This is a genomic window from Bradyrhizobium sp. 141, assembly GCF_023074055.1.
Lineage (GTDB): Bacteria > Pseudomonadota > Alphaproteobacteria > Rhizobiales > Xanthobacteraceae > Bradyrhizobium.
Genome location: NZ_JADPKR010000064.1, coordinates 160515 through 177191 on the forward strand (window position 1 = coordinate 160515; position 16677 = coordinate 177191).

Sequence of the window (16677 nt, forward strand, 5' to 3'; positions counted from 1 at the left end):
GGCTATGGCGCGGCAGCCTTCGCTACGAAACGGCTCGCCGAGCCGAAGCAGGCGCAGCCTGCGAAGGCTGGTGGAGCCAGGCGGGATCGAACCGCCGACCTCGTCATTGCGAACGACGCGCTCTCCCAGCTGAGCTATGGCCCCTTTGCTGGCCGCTCTGGTAAACGCGGCCGACAACCGGGCGCCATTTAAGTCCCCGCCAAGGTCAAGTCAAGGACGGCTGTAACCCGCTTTTAGCCATTCGGAACGCGACTTCCCTTGTTTGGGCGGGGGGGAACCGATATCTAGCGAAAGGCGTCACTTCCGACCGCAGCCAGTCTTCAAAAGCCAGAGTCTTCAAAAGCCAGAGCCCTGAAAAATCATGCGTGCCGTTCTCGACATCGTCATCATCGTGCTCGACCTCTACGTCTGGCTGCTGATCGCCTCCGCGATCCTGTCCTGGCTGATCGCCTTCAACGTTGTGAATACCCGCAACCAGTTCGTGTCGGCAGTGGCAGAGTTCCTGTACCGGATCACCGAGCCGGTGCTGGCGCCGATTCGCAATTTCCTGCCCAGTCTCGGCGGCCTCGACATCTCGCCGATCATCCTGATCCTGCTCATCATGTTCATCGAGCGGGTGATCCTGTACTACATCTACCCGAACGTGGTCTGAGCGGGCTGGAGCGCCTTGGTCGCGAAAGAGGCCTCTAGGGAACCCTGGCGCTACTCGGCCGCAGGAATCAGCATTGCGCTGCGGGTGACGCCGCGCGGCGGCCGCGATGACATCGACGGGATCGAGCAGCTGGCCGATGGCCGCAGCGTGCTCAAGGTGCGGGTGCGAGCGATCGCCGATGGCGGCGAGGCCAACAAGGCCGTTTTGGTGCTGCTGGCGAAATCGCTTGGTGTCCCCAAGGCCAGCGTGAGGCTCCTGTCCGGAGCCACCTCGCGGCTGAAGCAGATCGCAGTCGACGGCGATCCGGCACGGCTCGGCGAAGCCCTGCGCCAGCTCGTCCAAGCCAAATCTGCGGCCGTCAAATCGACAGACTGAGGGAACTGACATGACCGCCAAAATCATCGATGGAAAAGTCATCGCCGCGGAGCTTCGGGCCCGCGTCGCTGAGGAGGTTGCCCGGGTCAAGCGCGAGCACAATCTGGTGCCTGGGCTGGCGGTCGTACTGGTCGGCAGCGACCCCGCCAGCGAGGTTTATGTCCGTTCCAAGCACACCCAGACCCAGGCCGCCGGCATGGCCTCGTTCGAGCACAAGCTACCGGCCGACGTCGCGCAGGCAGACCTCCTGGCGCTCGTCGCAAAGCTCAACCGCGATCCGGCCGTGCATGGCATTCTGGTGCAGCTGCCGCTGCCGAAGGGGTTGAACACGGAAGCCGTCATCAACGCCATCGACCCCGCCAAGGACGTCGACGGGCTGCATCCGAACAATGCCGGCCGGCTCGCCGGCGGCTTCGAGGCGCTGTCGCCCTGCACGCCGCTCGGCTGCATCATTCTGACCAAGAGCGTGCACGCCTCGCTGGAGGGCATGAACGCCATCGTCATCGGCCGCTCCAACCTGGTCGGTCGCCCGCTGGTGCAATTGCTGCTGAACGAGAACGCCACGGTGACGATCGCGCATTCGCGCTCGCGCGACTTGCCTGGGCTCGTGAAGAAGGCCGATCTCGTTTATGCCGCGGTCGGAAAGCCCGAGATGGTGCGCGGCGACTGGCTGAAGCCGGGCGCGACCGTGATCGACGTCGGCATCAACCGGATTCCGAAGGATGATGGCAAGACGCGCCTCGTCGGCGACGTCGCCTATCAGGAAGCGCTGGAGGTTGCAGGCGCCATCACGCCGGTGCCGGGCGGCGTCGGTCAGATGACGGTGGCGTGCCTGCTGGTGAACACGCTGCGCGCGGCCTGTGCGATCGCGGGGCTGCCGAAGCCGGCGGTGTAGCTGAACTCTCGTGCCCCGGACGCAGCGCAGCGCTTCTTCAGCGGTGCGCTGCTGAGCCGGGGCCCCAGTGGCACCATGGGTCCCGGCTCAGCGACGCGTCACACCGGACGATGCTTCGCATCGCCGGGACGTGCCGCATCGCGTCCGGGACACCGGAACTTCAGCCCTTCTTTTTCTTCTCGCGATCCATGCCTTCGAGGATCAGCTTGTGCGCATCCTCCGGGCCGCCCCAGCGCAGGATCTTCACCCATTTGCCCTTCTCGAGATCCTTGTAGTGCTCGAAGAAGTGCTGGATCTGCTGCAGCGTGATGTCGGGCAGGTCGGAGTACGACTTCACCTTGTCATAGCGCTGCGTGAGCTTCGACGACGGCACCGCCAGAATCTTCTCGTCGCCGCCGGCTTCGTCCTCCATGAACAGCACGCCGACCGGGCGCACGCTCATGACGGCGCCGGGAATGATGGCGCGGGTGTTGACGATCAGGACGTCGCAGGGGTCGCCGTCACCAGACAGTGTGTGCGGGATGAAGCCGTAATTACCGGGGTAACGCATCGGCGTGTAGAGGAAGCGGTCGACCACCAGCGTGCCGGCCTCCTTGTCCATCTCGTATTTGATCGGTTCGCCGCCCACGGGGACTTCGATAAGGACGTTGACTTCGTGGGGTACGTTCTTCCCGATCGAGATCGCATCGATACGCATTCAAGGCTCCGTTGTTGCCGAGGTGAAATCGCGCCCGGCAGCGATTTTGGGCTGTCATACGCGGGCTTGGCCCGCTGATCCATCGCGTTTTTGTGAAATAATGAATCCGGAAATCACCGGCTCAAAGGCAACGGTATCGACGGAAGGGAAACGCTGCCGATTCAGCTTTCAGCAGCTCAATTGGTCCAAGCGAAGGCAACCTTGTCGAGCGCCTTCGGCCCGAACCGCTCTGACGAGCGTGCCACCATACGGCCCCCCAGCGCCCGGTAGAACTCGGTCGCCGGGTCGTTGTCCGAGAGCGCCCACACCACCATGCTCTTCAATCCGCTCTGCATCAGGTCGCGGCGGGCGGCGGCGAACAGGCGACGGCCGAAGCCGAGGCCCTGGAATTCCGGACGCAGATAAAGCTCGTAGACCTCGCCGTCGAAATGCAGACTGCGGGCACGGTTGCGACCGTAATTGGCGTAGCCCGCGATCTTGTCGCCGAACACGAGCACGCTGACGCGGCTGCCCTTGCGGATCGCGCTGTCCCACCATTGCGGGCCCCGGCGGTTGATGAGCTTTTCCAGCTCGGCACCGGGAATGATGCCCTGATAGGCGGAGCGCCAGGCTTCGTCATGAGTGGACGCCACCGCAGTTGCATCTGCAGCTTTGGCCGGCCGGACCTCGATCAGGGTTGTGCTCATGGACGCAATCAAACCAAGTCGCCGCGTCGGCGGCAAGACCTATCGTTAATTATCGGTTAACGTGTGGACTTTGTGCATCAGTATCCTAGCCATGTTGTACCGAAAAAAGACAAGACGCCAATCAAATGGCACCGGCGTGCCCTGCATCGGTGCAAAACTCCTGTTGCGGCAACGAATGAATGACAATGGCAACGCAGAAAATCCGCCCATGGTGATTCGTTCCTACTAGTGTGGCTGTCGCTGTTCGTGTTCGCCCTCGGCCATTCATGCGGCTCATCAACACCATCGCGCTCCTGTCTCTGCTGGCCTTGCTGACTGCGCCGCCTCTGTGCGCTCAGGTCACGTTTGGCCCATCGGGAGAGGAGGGCGAGCCGCTTCGCCGACAACAATGGCTTGTGCCGTCGCCGGATACCGGCATTGCTGCGCATGCCCTGCTGTTTCGCCCCGCCGGCGCAGGTCCGTTTCGGCTTGCGGTGATCGCACACGCCTCCACGCAGAACGGCTTGCGTCGTGCGCAGATGCCTCAGCCGGAATACCGTCCGCTCGCCGCCTATCTCGTCGCGCGCGGTTTTGCCGTGCTGGTGCCGGAGCGGCTCGGCCATGGTGCGACCGGCGGCAATTATGTCGAGGACCAGGGTGGATGTGACGAGGCCGACTATGCGCATTCGGGCCGTGCTACGGCCGAGGAAATCTGGCTCGCGCTCGATTATTTGCGAAAGCAGGATTTCATTCGCAAGGAGGCCGCCATCGTGATCGGCCATTCCGCCGGGGGTTGGGGTGCGCTGGCGCTCGCCAATGCCGATCCGAAAGCGATCTCCGCGATCACAGTGCTTGCGCCGGGGCGCGGCGGCCATGCCAATGACGAGCCGAACCGGATCTGCGCGCCACGCTCGCTTCGTGCGGCCGCCGCGGAGTTCGGCAGGGGCGCACGCATTCCCGTCACATGGCTCGTCGCGGATAACGACAGCTACTTCTCGCCGGCATTTTCCAGAGCGTTGGTCGATGCGTTTCGCAGCAGCGGCGGCAAAGCCGATTTTCGCGCCTTGCCGGCCGTCGGCAGCGAGGGGCATTGGTTGATCGAGAGCGAAGCCGGGGTCGACGCTGCGAGCCGCGAGCTCGCGCGTGCATTGAGTCAGCCCAGGCCAATGGCGACCAGGAAGCCGTAGGACGATCGCCAATGAGCAAATGGCCCGACGACGACGTGATCCTGTTCGACGGCGTCTGCATCTTCTGTTCGCGCTGGGTCCGCTTCGTTGCGAAGCGCGACACGGCGAACCTGTTTCGCTTCACGCCGATCCAGTCGGACTATGGGACCCGGCTCGCGCGGACATTTGGTATCGATCCGGAGGATCCCGACACCAATGCGGTGGTCCACGGCGGCGCGATATTCATGAAGTCGGATGCTGCGCTGACTGTGCTGTCGCAGCTGCCCGGCTGGAGCTGGGTGCGCGCGCTATTCGCGGCGCCGAAGCCGCTGCGCGATTTCGTCTACAGCCTTGTTGCACGCAATCGCTATCGCATCTTCGGCAAGTACGATTCGTGCTTCGTGCCCGATGCTGATTTACGGGCGCGGGTGATCGAGTAGCCCGTCATTGCGAGCGAAGCGACTTGTCCGCCGAAGCCTTGGCGAAGGCGGAAGCAATCCAGACTGCCACCGCGCAGGGATACTGGATTGTTTCGTCGCAAGAGCTCCTCGCAATGACGGAGATTGCGGCTACGGTTTGCCTCGAGCCGCCAGCACTGCCTGCGCCGCCCGCTCTCCACTGTCCCGCGCGCCGTGCGCCGTCGTGAAGAAAGTCGGCGACGTCGCCTCGCCCGCGAAGAACAGCCGTCCATCCACCGGTGCCGCCAGCACGGCGCGATCGTCGGCGTGGCCGGGCAGCGCGTGCGAATATGAGCCGCGCGCGAAGGGATCGTGGGCCCAGCGCGACTCATACAGCGGCTTCAGCTTGCGGCGGATGTCGTTGCCGAGGAAGCCGGCGATCTCGTCGATGCTGTGCGCGGCAATTGCGCCTTCGCCGGCGTCTTCCAGCGCGCGCGCAAAGCTGCCGCCGAAGAAGCCTTCGATGCAGGGCTGGCCGAACGGGCGGATGTGATAGGTGCCCATCTCGGTACGCATGGTGGCACCGCGCAGATTGCCTTCCTTCGGGAAGGCTTCGGCGCCGTCGAGCGCCAGCGTCACCTTGTCGTCGACGCCGAGCGGCAGGCCGGCTGCCGCATCGACCTTGGCTGGTAACGGTGGTGAAAAGCGGATCGCCTCATCGGCAATCAGGTTGGTCGGGACGGTGACGATCACCTTGTCGGTGGTCAGCGTGCCCTGCGACGTCTCGATGCGGATGCGCTTGCCGGAATGATCGATCAGCGCGACGTTGCAGTCCAACGCCACCGGGCAGGGCGCGCCATAGGCGGCAATCAGCGCGCCATAGCCGCGCCGGACGCGCCAGTTGAGGTCCGTGTCCTCATAGGCATCCCAGTCCAGCGTCGACATGTCTTTCAATTCGCAGCCGTTGATGTAGGTCGAGACCGCGTCGATCATCGGGTTCCAGCGATTGCCGGGCTCCAGGCTCAGGCTCGCGGGTTCATCCTTGCCCTCCAGCGCGGTCTGCCAGAGACGCTCGTAGAACGTATCCATCGCGCGCAGGAAATCGTCGCGCTCGCTTTGCGGAAACGCGTTGCCATAGGCGCGCTCGCGCCAGGGCGGCAGGTCCCTGTTGAGCTCGAAACCCAGCTGTTGCGCGATTGCGACGAAGGAGTTCTTGTCCGCCGAGTGCAGCCAGCCGCAGCCGACGTCGAAGGTCACTTCGGGCGAGGCCTGCACGGTCCAGGCCCGGCCACCGAGCCGGTTACGCGCCTCCAGCACGATCACGGCGAGGCCGCGGCCCGCCAGCGCGTGTGCCGCGCCGAGGCCGGCGGCACCGGCGCCGATGATCGCGACGTCGACGGAGGCGGGGAGGGACATGAGTGGGCTCTAGCACGTTCGCTGGGTGTGCTGAAGCCGCTACGCGAATAGCCGCCATCACCCGCTCATGTGCGCAACAGCGCTTCGGAGCGGGTGATTCAATATTCCAGAGACGGTCTCGTAGGGTGGGCAAAGGCGCTCTTGCGCCGTGCCCACCATTCTCAAGTGGTGGGCACGCTTGCGCTTTGCCCACCCTACGGCACTGCGGAGTGCGGCGGCTTACGCCACCGCTTCCTTGGCCTTCTCCGCGCGCTTGCGCTCGTTCGGGTCGAGGTGCTTTTTGCGCAGGCGGATCGACTTCGGCGTGACCTCGACGAGCTCGTCGTCCTCGATATAGGCGAGCGCCTTTTCCAGCGTCATGCGGATCGGCGGGGTCAGGCGCACGGCTTCGTCCTTGGAGGTCGTGCGGATGTTGGTGAGCTGCTTGCCCTTGAGCACGTTGATCTCGAGGTCGTTGTCGCGGGTGTGCTCGCCGACGATCATGCCTTTGTAGACCTTCCAGCCCGGCTCGATCATCATCGGGCCGCGGTCCTCCAGCTTGAACATGGCGTAGGCCACCGCTTCGCCCTGGTCATTGGAGATCAGGACGCCGTTGCGACGACCCTGAATCTCGCCCTTGTACGCCGCATAGCCGTGGAACAGGCGGTTCATGATCGCGGTGCCGCGGGTATCGGTGAGCAGTTCGCCCTGGTAGCCGATCAGGCCGCGGGTCGGCGCGTAGAACACCAGGCGCTGGCGGTTGCCGCCCGAGGGCTTCATCTCGATCAGCTCGGACTTGCGCTCGCTCATCTTCTGCACGACGACGCCGGAATGCTCCTCGTCGACGTCGATGACGACTTCCTCGATCGGCTCCATGGTCGCGCCGGTGGCTTCGTCCTTCTGGTAGACGACGCGCGGACGCGACACCGAGAGCTCAAAGCCTTCGCGGCGCATGGTCTCGATCAGGATGGCGAGCTGCAATTCGCCGCGGCCCGAGACTTCCATCGCGTCCTTGTCGGCGGCCTCGACGACGCGCAGCGCGACATTGCCTTCGGCTTCGCGCAACAGACGGTCGCGGATCATGCGGCTCGTCACCTTGTCGCCTTCGGTGCCGGCGAGCGGGGAGTTGTTGACGATAAACGACATCGACACGGTCGGCGGATCGATCGGCTGTGCCGGCAGCGGCACTTCGACAGTGGGATCGCAGAAGGTGTCGGCGACGGTGCCCTTGGTCAGGCCCGCGATGGCAACGATGTCGCCGGCTTCGGCCTCATCGAGCGGGGTGCGCTCGAGACCGCGGAAAGCCAGGATCTTGGTGATGCGACCGGATTCGACCAGCTTGCCGTCGGCATGTAGCACCTTGACCTGCTGGTTCGGCTTGAGCACGCCGGAGGAGATGCGGCCGGTGATGATACGGCCGAGATAGGGGTTGGCCTCCAGGATGGTGCCGATCATCTTGAACGGACCTTCCTCGACCTTCGGCGGCGCGACGTGGCGCAGGATCAGGTCGAACAGCGGCTCCATGCCCTTGTCCTGCGGACCCTCGGGGCTCTCCGCCATCCAGCCCTGCTTCGCCGACCCGTAGAGGATCGGGAAGTCGAGCTGCTCCTCGCTGGCATCGAGCGCCGCGAACAGGTCGAACACCTCGTTGATGACTTCGGTCGGGCGCGCGTCGGGGCGGTCGACCTTGTTGATGACGACGATCGGCTTGAGGCCGACCTTGAGCGCCTTGGAGACCACGAACTTGGTCTGCGGCAGCGGGCCTTCGGCGGCGTCGACCAGCACCAGCGCGCCGTCCACCATGTTCAGGATGCGCTCGACCTCACCGCCGAAATCGGCGTGGCCCGGGGTGTCGACGATGTTGACGCGGGTGTCCTTCCACTGCACCGAGGCCGCCTTGGCCAGAATGGTGATGCCGCGCTCACGCTCCAGGTCGTTGGAGTCCATGGCGCGATCGGTCACCTTCTGGTTTTCGCGGAACGTGCCGGACTGCTGGAGGAGCTTGTCGACCAGGGTCGTCTTGCCGTGGTCGACGTGGGCGATGATGGCAACGTTACGGAGGTTCATGAGTGAGCTTCTTTGCGTTCGAACAATGGGTTAAGCGCGATCTCGCCGGTCGGACCGGGACCTCTTCTCGAAACAACGCTGGAAGACTGGAAACGGGCGCTCGCCGCCCAAAAAGGAAGCCCGGCCATCTTGACCGGGCACCCTACGCGTTGCGGCGCAATATATGCAAAAACCGCCAAAAAACAATGTGTTCTTTGGCCATTGGTTGACTGAATTTTGTCCGGGAATCTCCGGGGGTTAGGCTTGCGTTCCGGGATGGGCGGGGGCCTTCCGCCCCTTGATGGCCGCCCAGATCAGGGCGACCCCGCCTATTCCCACGACCAGGCCCAAAAAGACCAGTGGTGCGATGTCGGAGGCGATCCGGCCATCCTCGACCACCGACATTCCACCGAAGAGCAGTGCACAGGCACCCGGCAGCAGCATCAGGATCCCGAAGATCGCCATGAGCGCGGTCAGGCAGCCGCTGCGCTTTTGCATCGGGGCAGGAGGCGGACCCGGGGGCGCCGGTGGCGGTGTGTCGCTGATGCTCATGCCTGCAAGACCCCTTCCCTCGCCTGCGCGGCAAGCGCCGTGCGGATGCCGTCGATCTTGCCGTTCCGGTAGAACAGATTGTAGGTGTCGAATGGAATGATCGCGCCTTGCTCCGTCACGAAATGGATGCAGCTGCGCTTGACGTTGCCGACGCAGAAATTGAAGCGATCGAGGAATTGCACGATGGTGACGCGGAAGACGTTCTCGTAGGAGAGTCCTTCCGGCACTTCGAAGCTTGGCAGGCAACACAGCAATTCGCAGACCCGCTCGCTCGTGTTGAGCGGCCCCGACGACAGCGAAAACAGGTCGACGAATTTCTCCCGCAGCATCGGATATTTCTCCGGGCTGATCGTATTGGGCATCACCGCGACCAACTGCTCCTGCGGAATCAGCGAGGTCAGCGGCAGCACCTTCTCGCCGTTGCGCAGGCCGTAGCCGATCGAGATGCTCTCCGGGTTGCAGGGCAGCGGGATCATGTCCTTGTCGCCGAACACGCCGGTCTCGATCACGCGCTTGCGGATTTCCGACAGCATGATGCGGTCGGTATTCTTGTCGAAGTTCTCGTTGCGGCCGGCGTCCTGCACCGGCTGCAGCGTGACCCCGCGCACGCATTTCCAGGTGAGCGCGTGGCGGACGATATCGCCGATCTCGGCCTCGTTGACGCCGCGCTTGATGGTCGCGACCAGCGTGGTCGACACGCCGTAATGCTCGAGATTCTCCAGGGCCTGCTGGCGAATCTTGCGCAAATCCGCGCCGCGCAGGTTGATCAGCGCATCGCGCTGCAGCGAATCGAACTGGAGATAGACCTCCAGCCCGCGCTTGTTCTCGGCGAGCCGCGCCACGAAATCCTTTTCGCGGGCGATGCGCAGGCCGTTGGTGTTGATCATGACGTGGCGGATCGGGCGGGCCCGCACCGCGTCCAGGATTTCGAAGAAATCCGGATGCAGCGTCGGCTCACCGCCGGAAATCTGCACCAGATCAGGCTCGCCCTCGCTTGCGACCAGCGCGTCCAGCATCCTCTCGACCGTTGCGAGCGGGGTGAATTTCGTTCGTGTTGGCGAGGATTCCGCGAAACAGACCGGGCAGGTGAGATTGCAGTGCTCGGTGATCTCGATCAGAGCCAGGCAGGAATGCTGCTCGTGGTCGGAGCAGAGGCCGCAATCATAGGGACAGCCGAATTCCGTGCGCTGCTGGAATTGCAGCGGCCGGTCGCCGGGCTTGATGAAATCCTTGCACAGACGCCAATAGGCGGCATCCGTCGACACCAGCGTCGACTGGACGCCATGCTCCCTGCAGCGCTTTTCGTACCAGACCTCGTTGTCTTGGATCTGGATCTTGGTCGGCACCAGCTTCAGGCAGGTTTCGCAAAGGGATTGGGTCTGGCCCCAGAAGATGTAGGGACGCGACTTACGCAACGGCGCGTTCATGCACAGGTCTCGCTTTGGGGGCCGTCGCCAGCATGAATGCGGCGTAGAGCAGGATGGACAGCGACAGCAGGTGAAACAGGGTGAGGGGGCCGATCAGCGGGCCGTAGGGTTTGAGGAATTCCCACAGAAAGCGTTGCGCTCCGTAATAGGCGAGCACCAGGTAGAAACCATTGGTGATCACAAAAGCATTCCGGTTCAAGACCGCCAGCACATAGACAAGCGCGAATACGGCCATGGCCGCGCTCTCATAGAGCTGCACGGGATGGCGCAGAACGCCGTCACCGAAATCATGGCCGAACGGCAGCGCGGTCGGCGTACCATAGGTGAAATCGTCAAGGCCGGCGAAGTAGCAGCCGAGCCGGCCGATCGCGATGCCGAGCGCCAGCGGCAGCGCGAACCGCGCGCCGGTTCGGACCGTGATCCCTGCGGACCATTTGTAGAGCTCGATCGCCACGATGCCGCCAGCCAGGGCGCCCTCGACCGAGCGCGCAATGCCGCTCTGACCCGACAGCCACAGATTGGCCGAGCCGAACAGATAGGCTCCGAGACCCGCACCGAACACCAGCGCGGCGATATAAGGCAGCTCGAAGGATTGCGCCGGAAACTGCAGGCGCTGTCGCGACAGCCAGTACACAGCGGCCGCCGCCGCCAGCCAGGCTGCAATGTCGAAGAGAGTGTGAAGGAAAGCCCCGCTCATGCGGGGAGAGCATAGCACGGTACGACTGGAAAAGCGCCGCGCATGACTGTGCCCTCTCCCCTTGTGGGAGAGGGCAGCTCCGCAATTTGCCACAAGCTCATTGGGGTGAGGGGTCTCTCGCGTCTAGGCGAGTTCGCGGATAGAACCCCTCATCCGACGCGCGCAGTGCGCGCGCCACCTTCTCCCACAGGGGGAGAAGGAAGAACGGCTCGTTACCCGGCCTCCCGCTCCTCGGTCGGATAGACGCCGCGCAGCACCTCCTCGAAATGCATTTTCACCGCGTCGTTGCACAGGCAGGCGCGAAGCCTCAGGCCGTCGCGGCTGCGAACCAGAATCGATCCACGCCTCGTGTCGAGAATTCGTTCTGCCTTGAACGACTGAAGCACGCGGCTGGCATAGCTGCGGCCAACGCCGAGCAGTGTCGCAAGCTGCTCATGTGTCAGCGGCACGCTGCTCTCGTCGCCGGTCCGCTCCATCGCCGCCAGGATCCATTTGGCGGTCCGCTGCTCGATCGAATGGATCGCGTTGCAGGCGGTCGACTGGAAGATCTGCGCCAGCATGCAATCGGCATAGCGGGCAAAGATGTTGCGCAGCGACACCGAGCGCAGCTTGGCCGCTTCCAGCTTGGCGACATGAATATGCGCAAACGGCCCGCCGAATTTCACGCAGATCCGGGTATAGGCCGGCAGGAATCCCTCGCTGACAATGCCGCCCACGGCGCCTTCGCGGCCGACCAGGATGGTCTCGACGTCGCGGCCGTCCTCGTTGGGGACGAGAAAGGTCGCGAGCGCCGGTCCGCACGGGAAGTGGACGACCTGAACGTCGTCACCGGGATTGTAGAGCAGCTGGCTTGCCGCACGGTCCTCGACGGCGACGTGAGGCGCGAGCAGAGCGTAGTCCGCCGGGCTCAAACGCCTCAGCAGATTGTTGGCCGGCCGGCTCTCGACCTCAATTGTCTTGCTGATGCGCGCATCCATGATGAACCCCTATCTTCCCTCGACAGTAGCGAGTTCCGGCCGGATCCTGTGTGCACAAGTGGACAGACTGGAGAACTGTGATGTGGTGGTTTCGTTCCGGGAACCCTCCGGTGCGCTGGGCGCAGGCATCGTGGCGCGGCTGTCCTGATCCGAAAACCTCCTGCTCCAAGTTGCGATCATGTCACCCGTACCTCCCGATGGCTCTCCCTGTCCTGCCGACGTTCTGGTCGTCGAAGACGATCCGATCATTGCGATCGATTTCGAGGACCGCCTGTTCGGGTTTGGGGTGACAAGCGTGAGGACCGTCGGGTCGGTGCGGCAGGCGCTGGGCGCCATCGCAAACCGTCCGCCCGACTTCGCGCTGCTCGATGTCGAGCTGACCCGGGAGACGAGCTTTGCGGTCGCCGAGCGGCTGGTCGCGCTGAAGATCCCGTTCGTCTTCGTCACCGGCTATGGCGCCGAAGCGCGCATTCCGCCCGAATTCGCCGGCCGGCCACGGTTGCAGAAGCCGTGTTCGAGTGACGCGCTGGAGGCGGCGTTACGCACGCGCGGCGCCTGAGGGCTAACTGCCGGAGCGGATGCAGAGCTCGGCGAGGTCGTTCTCAACGCCCTTGAAGTAGGTGTGCGGAAGCGGCGGCAGTGGTGATGCGAGCTTCTTGATCTCCGCGACTTGCGCAGCTCCCGCCTCCTCCGACAATTGCAGGAAACGTCTCAGCGCCTTCGACCGGCTCTTGCCGGCGAATTCGTCCAGCTTCTCCTCCGTGGTGTCGATTGGATTGAGACGGAGCACAGCCTCGTTGCCGGTGGCAGGCGGAGACACCGCTCCGAGCTTCACGCGGCTGATTAAATTGTAGCGGTCGAAATGCTCGAAGATCAGATCCAGGATCTTGGCCTGGCGCAGCGGCTCTTCCATCGCCAGATAGCGCTTCACATCCGCATTGCCCTTCAGGCTTTCCAGCTCGGCCGCGCCGGCGAACGGGTTGTCCGCGATTTGCCGCTCGCTGCGCGCGAATGCGCTTTCCAGCATGCGCGTGCCCCATGTCATGACGATATCGCGGCCGCGCGGCTCGAGCTGGTCGGCAGCTAGCCCCTTGTCCGTCAGGCATACGGGATCGGCGCTTGCGCGGAGCGATTTGCCGAGCTCGGCTGTCAGGGCCTTGCCGTAGGGCGATGCGAACGCCTCGCGCACCCGCGTGGCCTTGTCCTTGGTTTGCTCTTGGATCTGCTTTTGGGCCTGCTTTTGGGGCTGCGCCCATGTGGGCGAGGCCGCGCTTAGCAGGAGGACGATGACGATGGTTCGGCGACGGAACAGCACGGCTTCAACCCGAAAATGGTCCGGACGGCATCAGGCCCGTGAAAATGTATGGGCCTGCAATGGTCGTTCGGGCCGGCCGGATGGTTCACCGCCGTCCGGCTGCGAGCTGGGTCACGCAAGCTTGGGATCGAGCGTCGTCGACCACAGGGCGACGTCGGTACGGTCGCGCAATGTCACAATCATCTGGCCGGACGCGCCGTCGATCTTGACGTGACCGAAGAATTGCATGCCGGCGGACGGCGGCAGGTTCTGGCTGTCCTGGCCCGGCGCCTTGACGAAGCGCACCTCAAGTCCAAAGGTGTTGTCGAGCGCGTTCGGACCGAAAGTGCCGGCATGCAGCGGGCCCGAGACGAATTCCCAGAATGGCTCGAACTCCTGGAATTGCGCCTTGTTCGGATCGTAATAATGCGCGGCGGCGTAGTGCACGTCGGCGGTTAGCCACACCGTGTTGCTGATCGGCGCCATCTTGATGAAGCGCAGGATGTCGGCGATCTCGAACTCGCGGCCGCGCACCGGGCCGTCGCCTTGCGCGAATGCTTCCGAGCCGCCCTTGGACGTGTCTGACACGACGAGACTGAGCGGCATGTCGGAAGCGATCACTTTCCAGGTCGCGCGCGAATTGAGCAGGCCGCGCTTGAGCCAGGCGATCTGGTCCGGGCCGAGGAAATAGCTGGCGGGGCCGTAAGCGGTTTCGACATTGGGGCCGTTCGGGCCGCGATAGCTGCGCTCGTCGAGCATGAACACGTCGAGATGCGGGCCGTAGGAGATCTGGCGATAGACCCGGCCGGGCTCATTGATGCTCTCGCGCAGCGGATACATCTCGTGGAAGGCACGCGCGCCGCGCGCGGCGAGCAGCGCGATGTCGCGCTCCTTGTAGGCGGCCGGCAACTCCTTCGACAGCGACCAGTTGTTGGTCACTTCGTGGTCGTCCCACTGCACGAAGATCGGCACCTCGGCATTGAAGGCGCGGAGATTGTCGTCGGTGAGATTGTATTTGTGCGCGGCGCGGTACTCGTCCAGCGTCTCGGCGACCTTGGCCTTCTCGGGGGTGGTGACGTTCTTCCAGATCTTGCCGTCGGCGAGTTTCACTTCGGATGCAATCGGGCCGTCGGCATAGATGGTGTCGCCGGAATGCAGGAAGAAGTCCGGCCGGTGCTTGCGCATCGCGGAGAAGGTGAACATGCCGCCGTCATCGGGATTGATGCCCCAGCCCTGGCCGGCGACGTCACCGCCCCAGACGAAGCTGACATCGCGGCGATCGGCCGGCGCGGTGCGGAAACGGCCGACAACCGCCTCGCCCTCGACCGCGCTATGCGAGAGATCGCGGAAGCGGACGCGGTAAAAGATGTCCTGGCCGCCCGGCAGGTTCTCCAGCAACATCTTTGCGGTGAAGTCGCTCTCGGGGAGCGCGGCGATCGGCGGCAGCGCACGGGCATCCCTGAACGTGTCAGTCGTCGCCACCTCGACCAGCATCTGCGCGGGTCGGTCTGTGCGCGCCCACACCACGCCGCCACTGGCCGTGACGTCGCCCGACTGTACGCCATGCGTGACCGCCGGCCGATCGGCCGCGCGCGAGAGATAAGGCATCGCGATCGTGCCGAGCGCTCCGGCGCCGGTGGCGAGAAAGCGGCGGCGGGAGAATTTCAAGTTCATGAAGATTTGGCTCCGAACCCGAGCTCGCAGGAAAGTCCGTCATTCCGGGGCGCGCCGTCAGGCGCGAGCCGGAATCCATTTCTCCTCGCGTATGCGGCGCGATGGATTCCGGGCTCGATGCTTCGCATCGCCCCGGAATGACGGAAGCTATAGTGAGACAATGTGACGCAGTGATTACGTGGGCAAGCCTTTAAGCGTTGCCGGCGGCCCTGAACTGCGCGCCCGCGCGCTGCAAATTCTGCGGCAGGCTGAACAGCACCGCCTTGCGGTCGGCGACGGCGGCGTGGAATTGATCCAGCGCGATGTTGAAGGCAGTGAGTGCGGCTTCCTCGATCGCGCCGTGATCGAAGCAGCGCAGTGTGTCGCGCAGGATGTCGTCGGCCTCGGCCTGCATCTGGTCGAGCTCGTCGGTCGTCTCGCACTTGCGGGCCGCCGCGATCATGTCCAGCAGCCGTTCGCGCAGATGGCTGTTGTTGTCGCGCTCGTCTTTCTTCAGATAGCCCGCGAACCAGGCGCCGATCGAGCCCATGGCGGAGAGCGCCATCAGGCTCCACCAGATGTAATCGCTGTATTTGTCGAGGAAGGTCTTCTCCTCGCCGTCGACGAAGGCGGCCGCGCCGGGATGCACCGGGATGACCGCGTCCTTGTCGGTGTCGGGCGTTTCGATTTTCGCTGCGAGCGGGAATTCCGTCACCAGTTGCTGGCGCACGGCGAACAGCTGGCGCGTGAACGCCGCGATGGTGGTTTCGGACACGCCTTTGCGCGCCACGATGTGGTGCGAAAAGCTGATGGTCTTGACCTCGTCCTCCGGGCGGGCGGGCGAGCCGCCGTAGGTGCCGGCGGGAATCTCGGAGGCTTCGTAGACCGGATGGTTCTGCGCGATCGCATCCGCCGAATCGATCGCGAGGAAGTTGGGCGCACCGAAATCCTTGATGGAGGCGGCGATCGCATCCGCCGTGATCTTGCTGTTGACCGGGCCGGCGGCGAGATAGATGTCGGCCTTCTGGGCCTTGATCGCCTCGGCGACTTCGTTGGCCGGGAATTGCACGATCTCGACCTTGGCGGGATCGACGCCGTATTGCTGGAGGATCACCTTGAGCAGATTGACATTGGCCTGGGTGCGGCCGACCACGCCGATGCGATGGCCGGCGAGCTGCGAGATCTTGGTGATCTTCGGGCCCCGCTTCTTGCCTTTGCCCGGTACCGACCACAGCACCACGACGTTCTTGCGCAGGGTCGCGACCGCTTGCGCGTTCTTGGGCACGTCGAGATCGCCGCGCACGATGGCGAGATCGACCTTGCCTTCCGCAAGTGCATTGGCACTGGCCGTGGCGCCGTCGGTCTGGATCGGCCGCAGCCGCACCTGGCTCTTGGTCTGCGTGAAGGCCTGCGTCAATGCCTGCACGACCTTGACGTCATCGCTGTTGGCGGGCCCGACCGCGAGCTTCAGCGTCACCGGCCGCATCGCGAAGTAATAGCCACCGGCGAGCGCGCCGACGATCGCAAGCACGAGTGCAAGGGTCACGAGCGCCGTCTTCCGCGCCGCGGATCGCGGCGAAGGCGGAGGGGGCGCTTCAGCCAGGTCCAATCCCCCGGTCATCGATCTCCCAAACAGGCGCTTCAGGCTCAGTTTCATCTTGGCCGGCGATTTACGCCCGCAATTGTAGCAAATTTCTTGTCCGGCGGGGTTACATCTCCGTCATGGTTAGCGGATGGCGGGAAATCCCCGTATGAACCCGGGGCGTCAGCACGGTGTTAGGGTAAAGT

17 protein-coding genes and 1 tRNA gene are annotated in these 16677 nt (G+C 64.1%); 6 read left to right on the forward strand and 12 right to left on the reverse strand.

From position 1 onward, the window contains the following. Window positions 1-68: 68 nt before the first annotated feature. Window positions 69-144 (reverse strand) — tRNA-Ala (locus IVA81_RS18905). A 217-nt stretch (window positions 145-361) separates the two neighbouring features. Between IVA81_RS18905 and IVA81_RS18910 the strand changes: the two genes are divergently transcribed. The 3 genes from IVA81_RS18910 to folD are packed head-to-tail and all read left to right on the forward strand — an operon-like array spanning window position 362 to window position 1922. Then, the gene (locus IVA81_RS18910) at window positions 362-652 is read left to right on the forward strand and encodes a YggT family protein (RefSeq protein WP_094975914.1); all 291 of its coding nucleotides are present in this window, start codon (window positions 362-364) and stop codon (window positions 650-652) included. Between the two features lie 15 nt (window positions 653-667). Beyond that, a complete protein-coding gene (locus IVA81_RS18915; protein ID WP_247320785.1) occupies window positions 668-1027 on the forward strand; it encodes a DUF167 domain-containing protein in 360 nt (119 codons plus the stop codon). A gap of 10 nt (window positions 1028-1037) precedes the next feature. After that, window positions 1038-1922 (forward strand): bifunctional methylenetetrahydrofolate dehydrogenase/methenyltetrahydrofolate cyclohydrolase FolD, encoded by an 885-nt coding sequence (folD, locus tag IVA81_RS18920; protein WP_247320787.1) that lies wholly within the window; start codon window positions 1038-1040, stop codon window positions 1920-1922. Window positions 1923-2082: 160 nt separating this feature from the next. On the opposite strand, the gene ppa is transcribed toward folD, so the two are convergent. Further along, on the reverse strand, window positions 2083-2619 hold the full coding sequence (gene ppa, locus IVA81_RS18925) for an inorganic diphosphatase (protein WP_247320789.1): 537 nt from the start codon (window positions 2617-2619) through the stop codon (window positions 2083-2085). Window positions 2620-2795: 176 nt separating this feature from the next. After that, entirely contained in the window at window positions 2796-3305 is a 510-nt protein-coding gene (locus IVA81_RS18930) for a GNAT family N-acetyltransferase (RefSeq protein WP_247320791.1), read from the reverse strand. A 266-nt stretch (window positions 3306-3571) separates the two neighbouring features. Between IVA81_RS18930 and IVA81_RS18935 the strand changes: the two genes are divergently transcribed. Further along, a complete protein-coding gene (locus IVA81_RS18935; RefSeq protein ID WP_247320793.1) occupies window positions 3572-4471 on the forward strand; it encodes an alpha/beta fold hydrolase in 900 nt (299 codons plus the stop codon). Window positions 4472-4482: 11 nt separating this feature from the next. Beyond that, window positions 4483-4890 carry a thiol-disulfide oxidoreductase DCC family protein gene (locus tag IVA81_RS18940; protein WP_247320795.1) on the forward strand — a complete coding sequence of 136 codons (408 nt, stop codon included), beginning with the start codon at window positions 4483-4485 and terminating at the stop codon, window positions 4888-4890. 129 nt (window positions 4891-5019) lie between these two features. Here IVA81_RS18940 and IVA81_RS18945 read toward each other — a convergent pair whose 3' ends face one another. The 6 genes from IVA81_RS18945 to IVA81_RS18970 form a co-directional block, all read right to left on the reverse strand. Further along, entirely contained in the window at window positions 5020-6264 is a 1245-nt protein-coding gene (locus IVA81_RS18945) for an NAD(P)/FAD-dependent oxidoreductase (RefSeq protein WP_247320798.1), read from the reverse strand. 219 nt (window positions 6265-6483) lie between these two features. Continuing rightward, entirely contained in the window at window positions 6484-8310 is a 1827-nt protein-coding gene (gene typA / locus IVA81_RS18950) for a translational GTPase TypA (protein WP_247320804.1), read from the reverse strand. 237 nt (window positions 8311-8547) lie between these two features. Further along, window positions 8548-8841, reverse strand: a complete 294-nt coding sequence (locus tag IVA81_RS18955; RefSeq protein ID WP_247320806.1) for a hypothetical protein — start codon at window positions 8839-8841, stop codon at window positions 8548-8550. Further along, complete coding sequence (locus IVA81_RS18960; protein ID WP_247320808.1) at window positions 8838-10268, reverse strand: radical SAM protein; 1431 nt, start codon at window positions 10266-10268, stop codon at window positions 8838-8840. The genes IVA81_RS18955 and IVA81_RS18960 overlap by 4 nt, the downstream gene beginning before the upstream one ends. After that, window positions 10249-10965: a prolipoprotein diacylglyceryl transferase family protein gene (locus IVA81_RS18965; protein WP_247320810.1), complete on the reverse strand. Its 717-nt coding sequence runs from the start codon at window positions 10963-10965 to the stop codon at window positions 10249-10251. The genes IVA81_RS18960 and IVA81_RS18965 overlap by 20 nt, the downstream gene beginning before the upstream one ends. A gap of 212 nt (window positions 10966-11177) precedes the next feature. Further along, on the reverse strand, window positions 11178-11942 hold the full coding sequence (locus tag IVA81_RS18970) for a helix-turn-helix domain-containing protein (protein ID WP_247320811.1): 765 nt from the start codon (window positions 11940-11942) through the stop codon (window positions 11178-11180). Between the two features lie 178 nt (window positions 11943-12120). Here IVA81_RS18970 and IVA81_RS18975 point away from each other — a divergent pair, with 178 nt between their 5' ends. Continuing rightward, complete coding sequence (locus tag IVA81_RS18975; protein WP_247320812.1) at window positions 12121-12501, forward strand: response regulator; 381 nt, start codon at window positions 12121-12123, stop codon at window positions 12499-12501. A 3-nt stretch (window positions 12502-12504) separates the two neighbouring features. Here the strand turns inward: IVA81_RS18975 and IVA81_RS18980 are convergent, their stop codons facing one another. The 3 genes from IVA81_RS18980 to IVA81_RS18990 form a co-directional block, all read right to left on the reverse strand. Beyond that, the gene (locus IVA81_RS18980) at window positions 12505-13257 is read right to left on the reverse strand and encodes a hypothetical protein (protein ID WP_247320813.1); all 753 of its coding nucleotides are present in this window, start codon (window positions 13255-13257) and stop codon (window positions 12505-12507) included. 111 nt (window positions 13258-13368) lie between these two features. After that, window positions 13369-14910, reverse strand: a complete 1542-nt coding sequence (locus IVA81_RS18985; RefSeq protein ID WP_247320814.1) for an alkaline phosphatase D family protein — start codon at window positions 14908-14910, stop codon at window positions 13369-13371. A 190-nt stretch (window positions 14911-15100) separates the two neighbouring features. Then, a complete protein-coding gene (locus IVA81_RS18990) occupies window positions 15101-16546 on the reverse strand; it encodes a TAXI family TRAP transporter solute-binding subunit (RefSeq protein ID WP_247320815.1) in 1446 nt (481 codons plus the stop codon). Window positions 16547-16677: the final 131 nt, after the last annotated feature.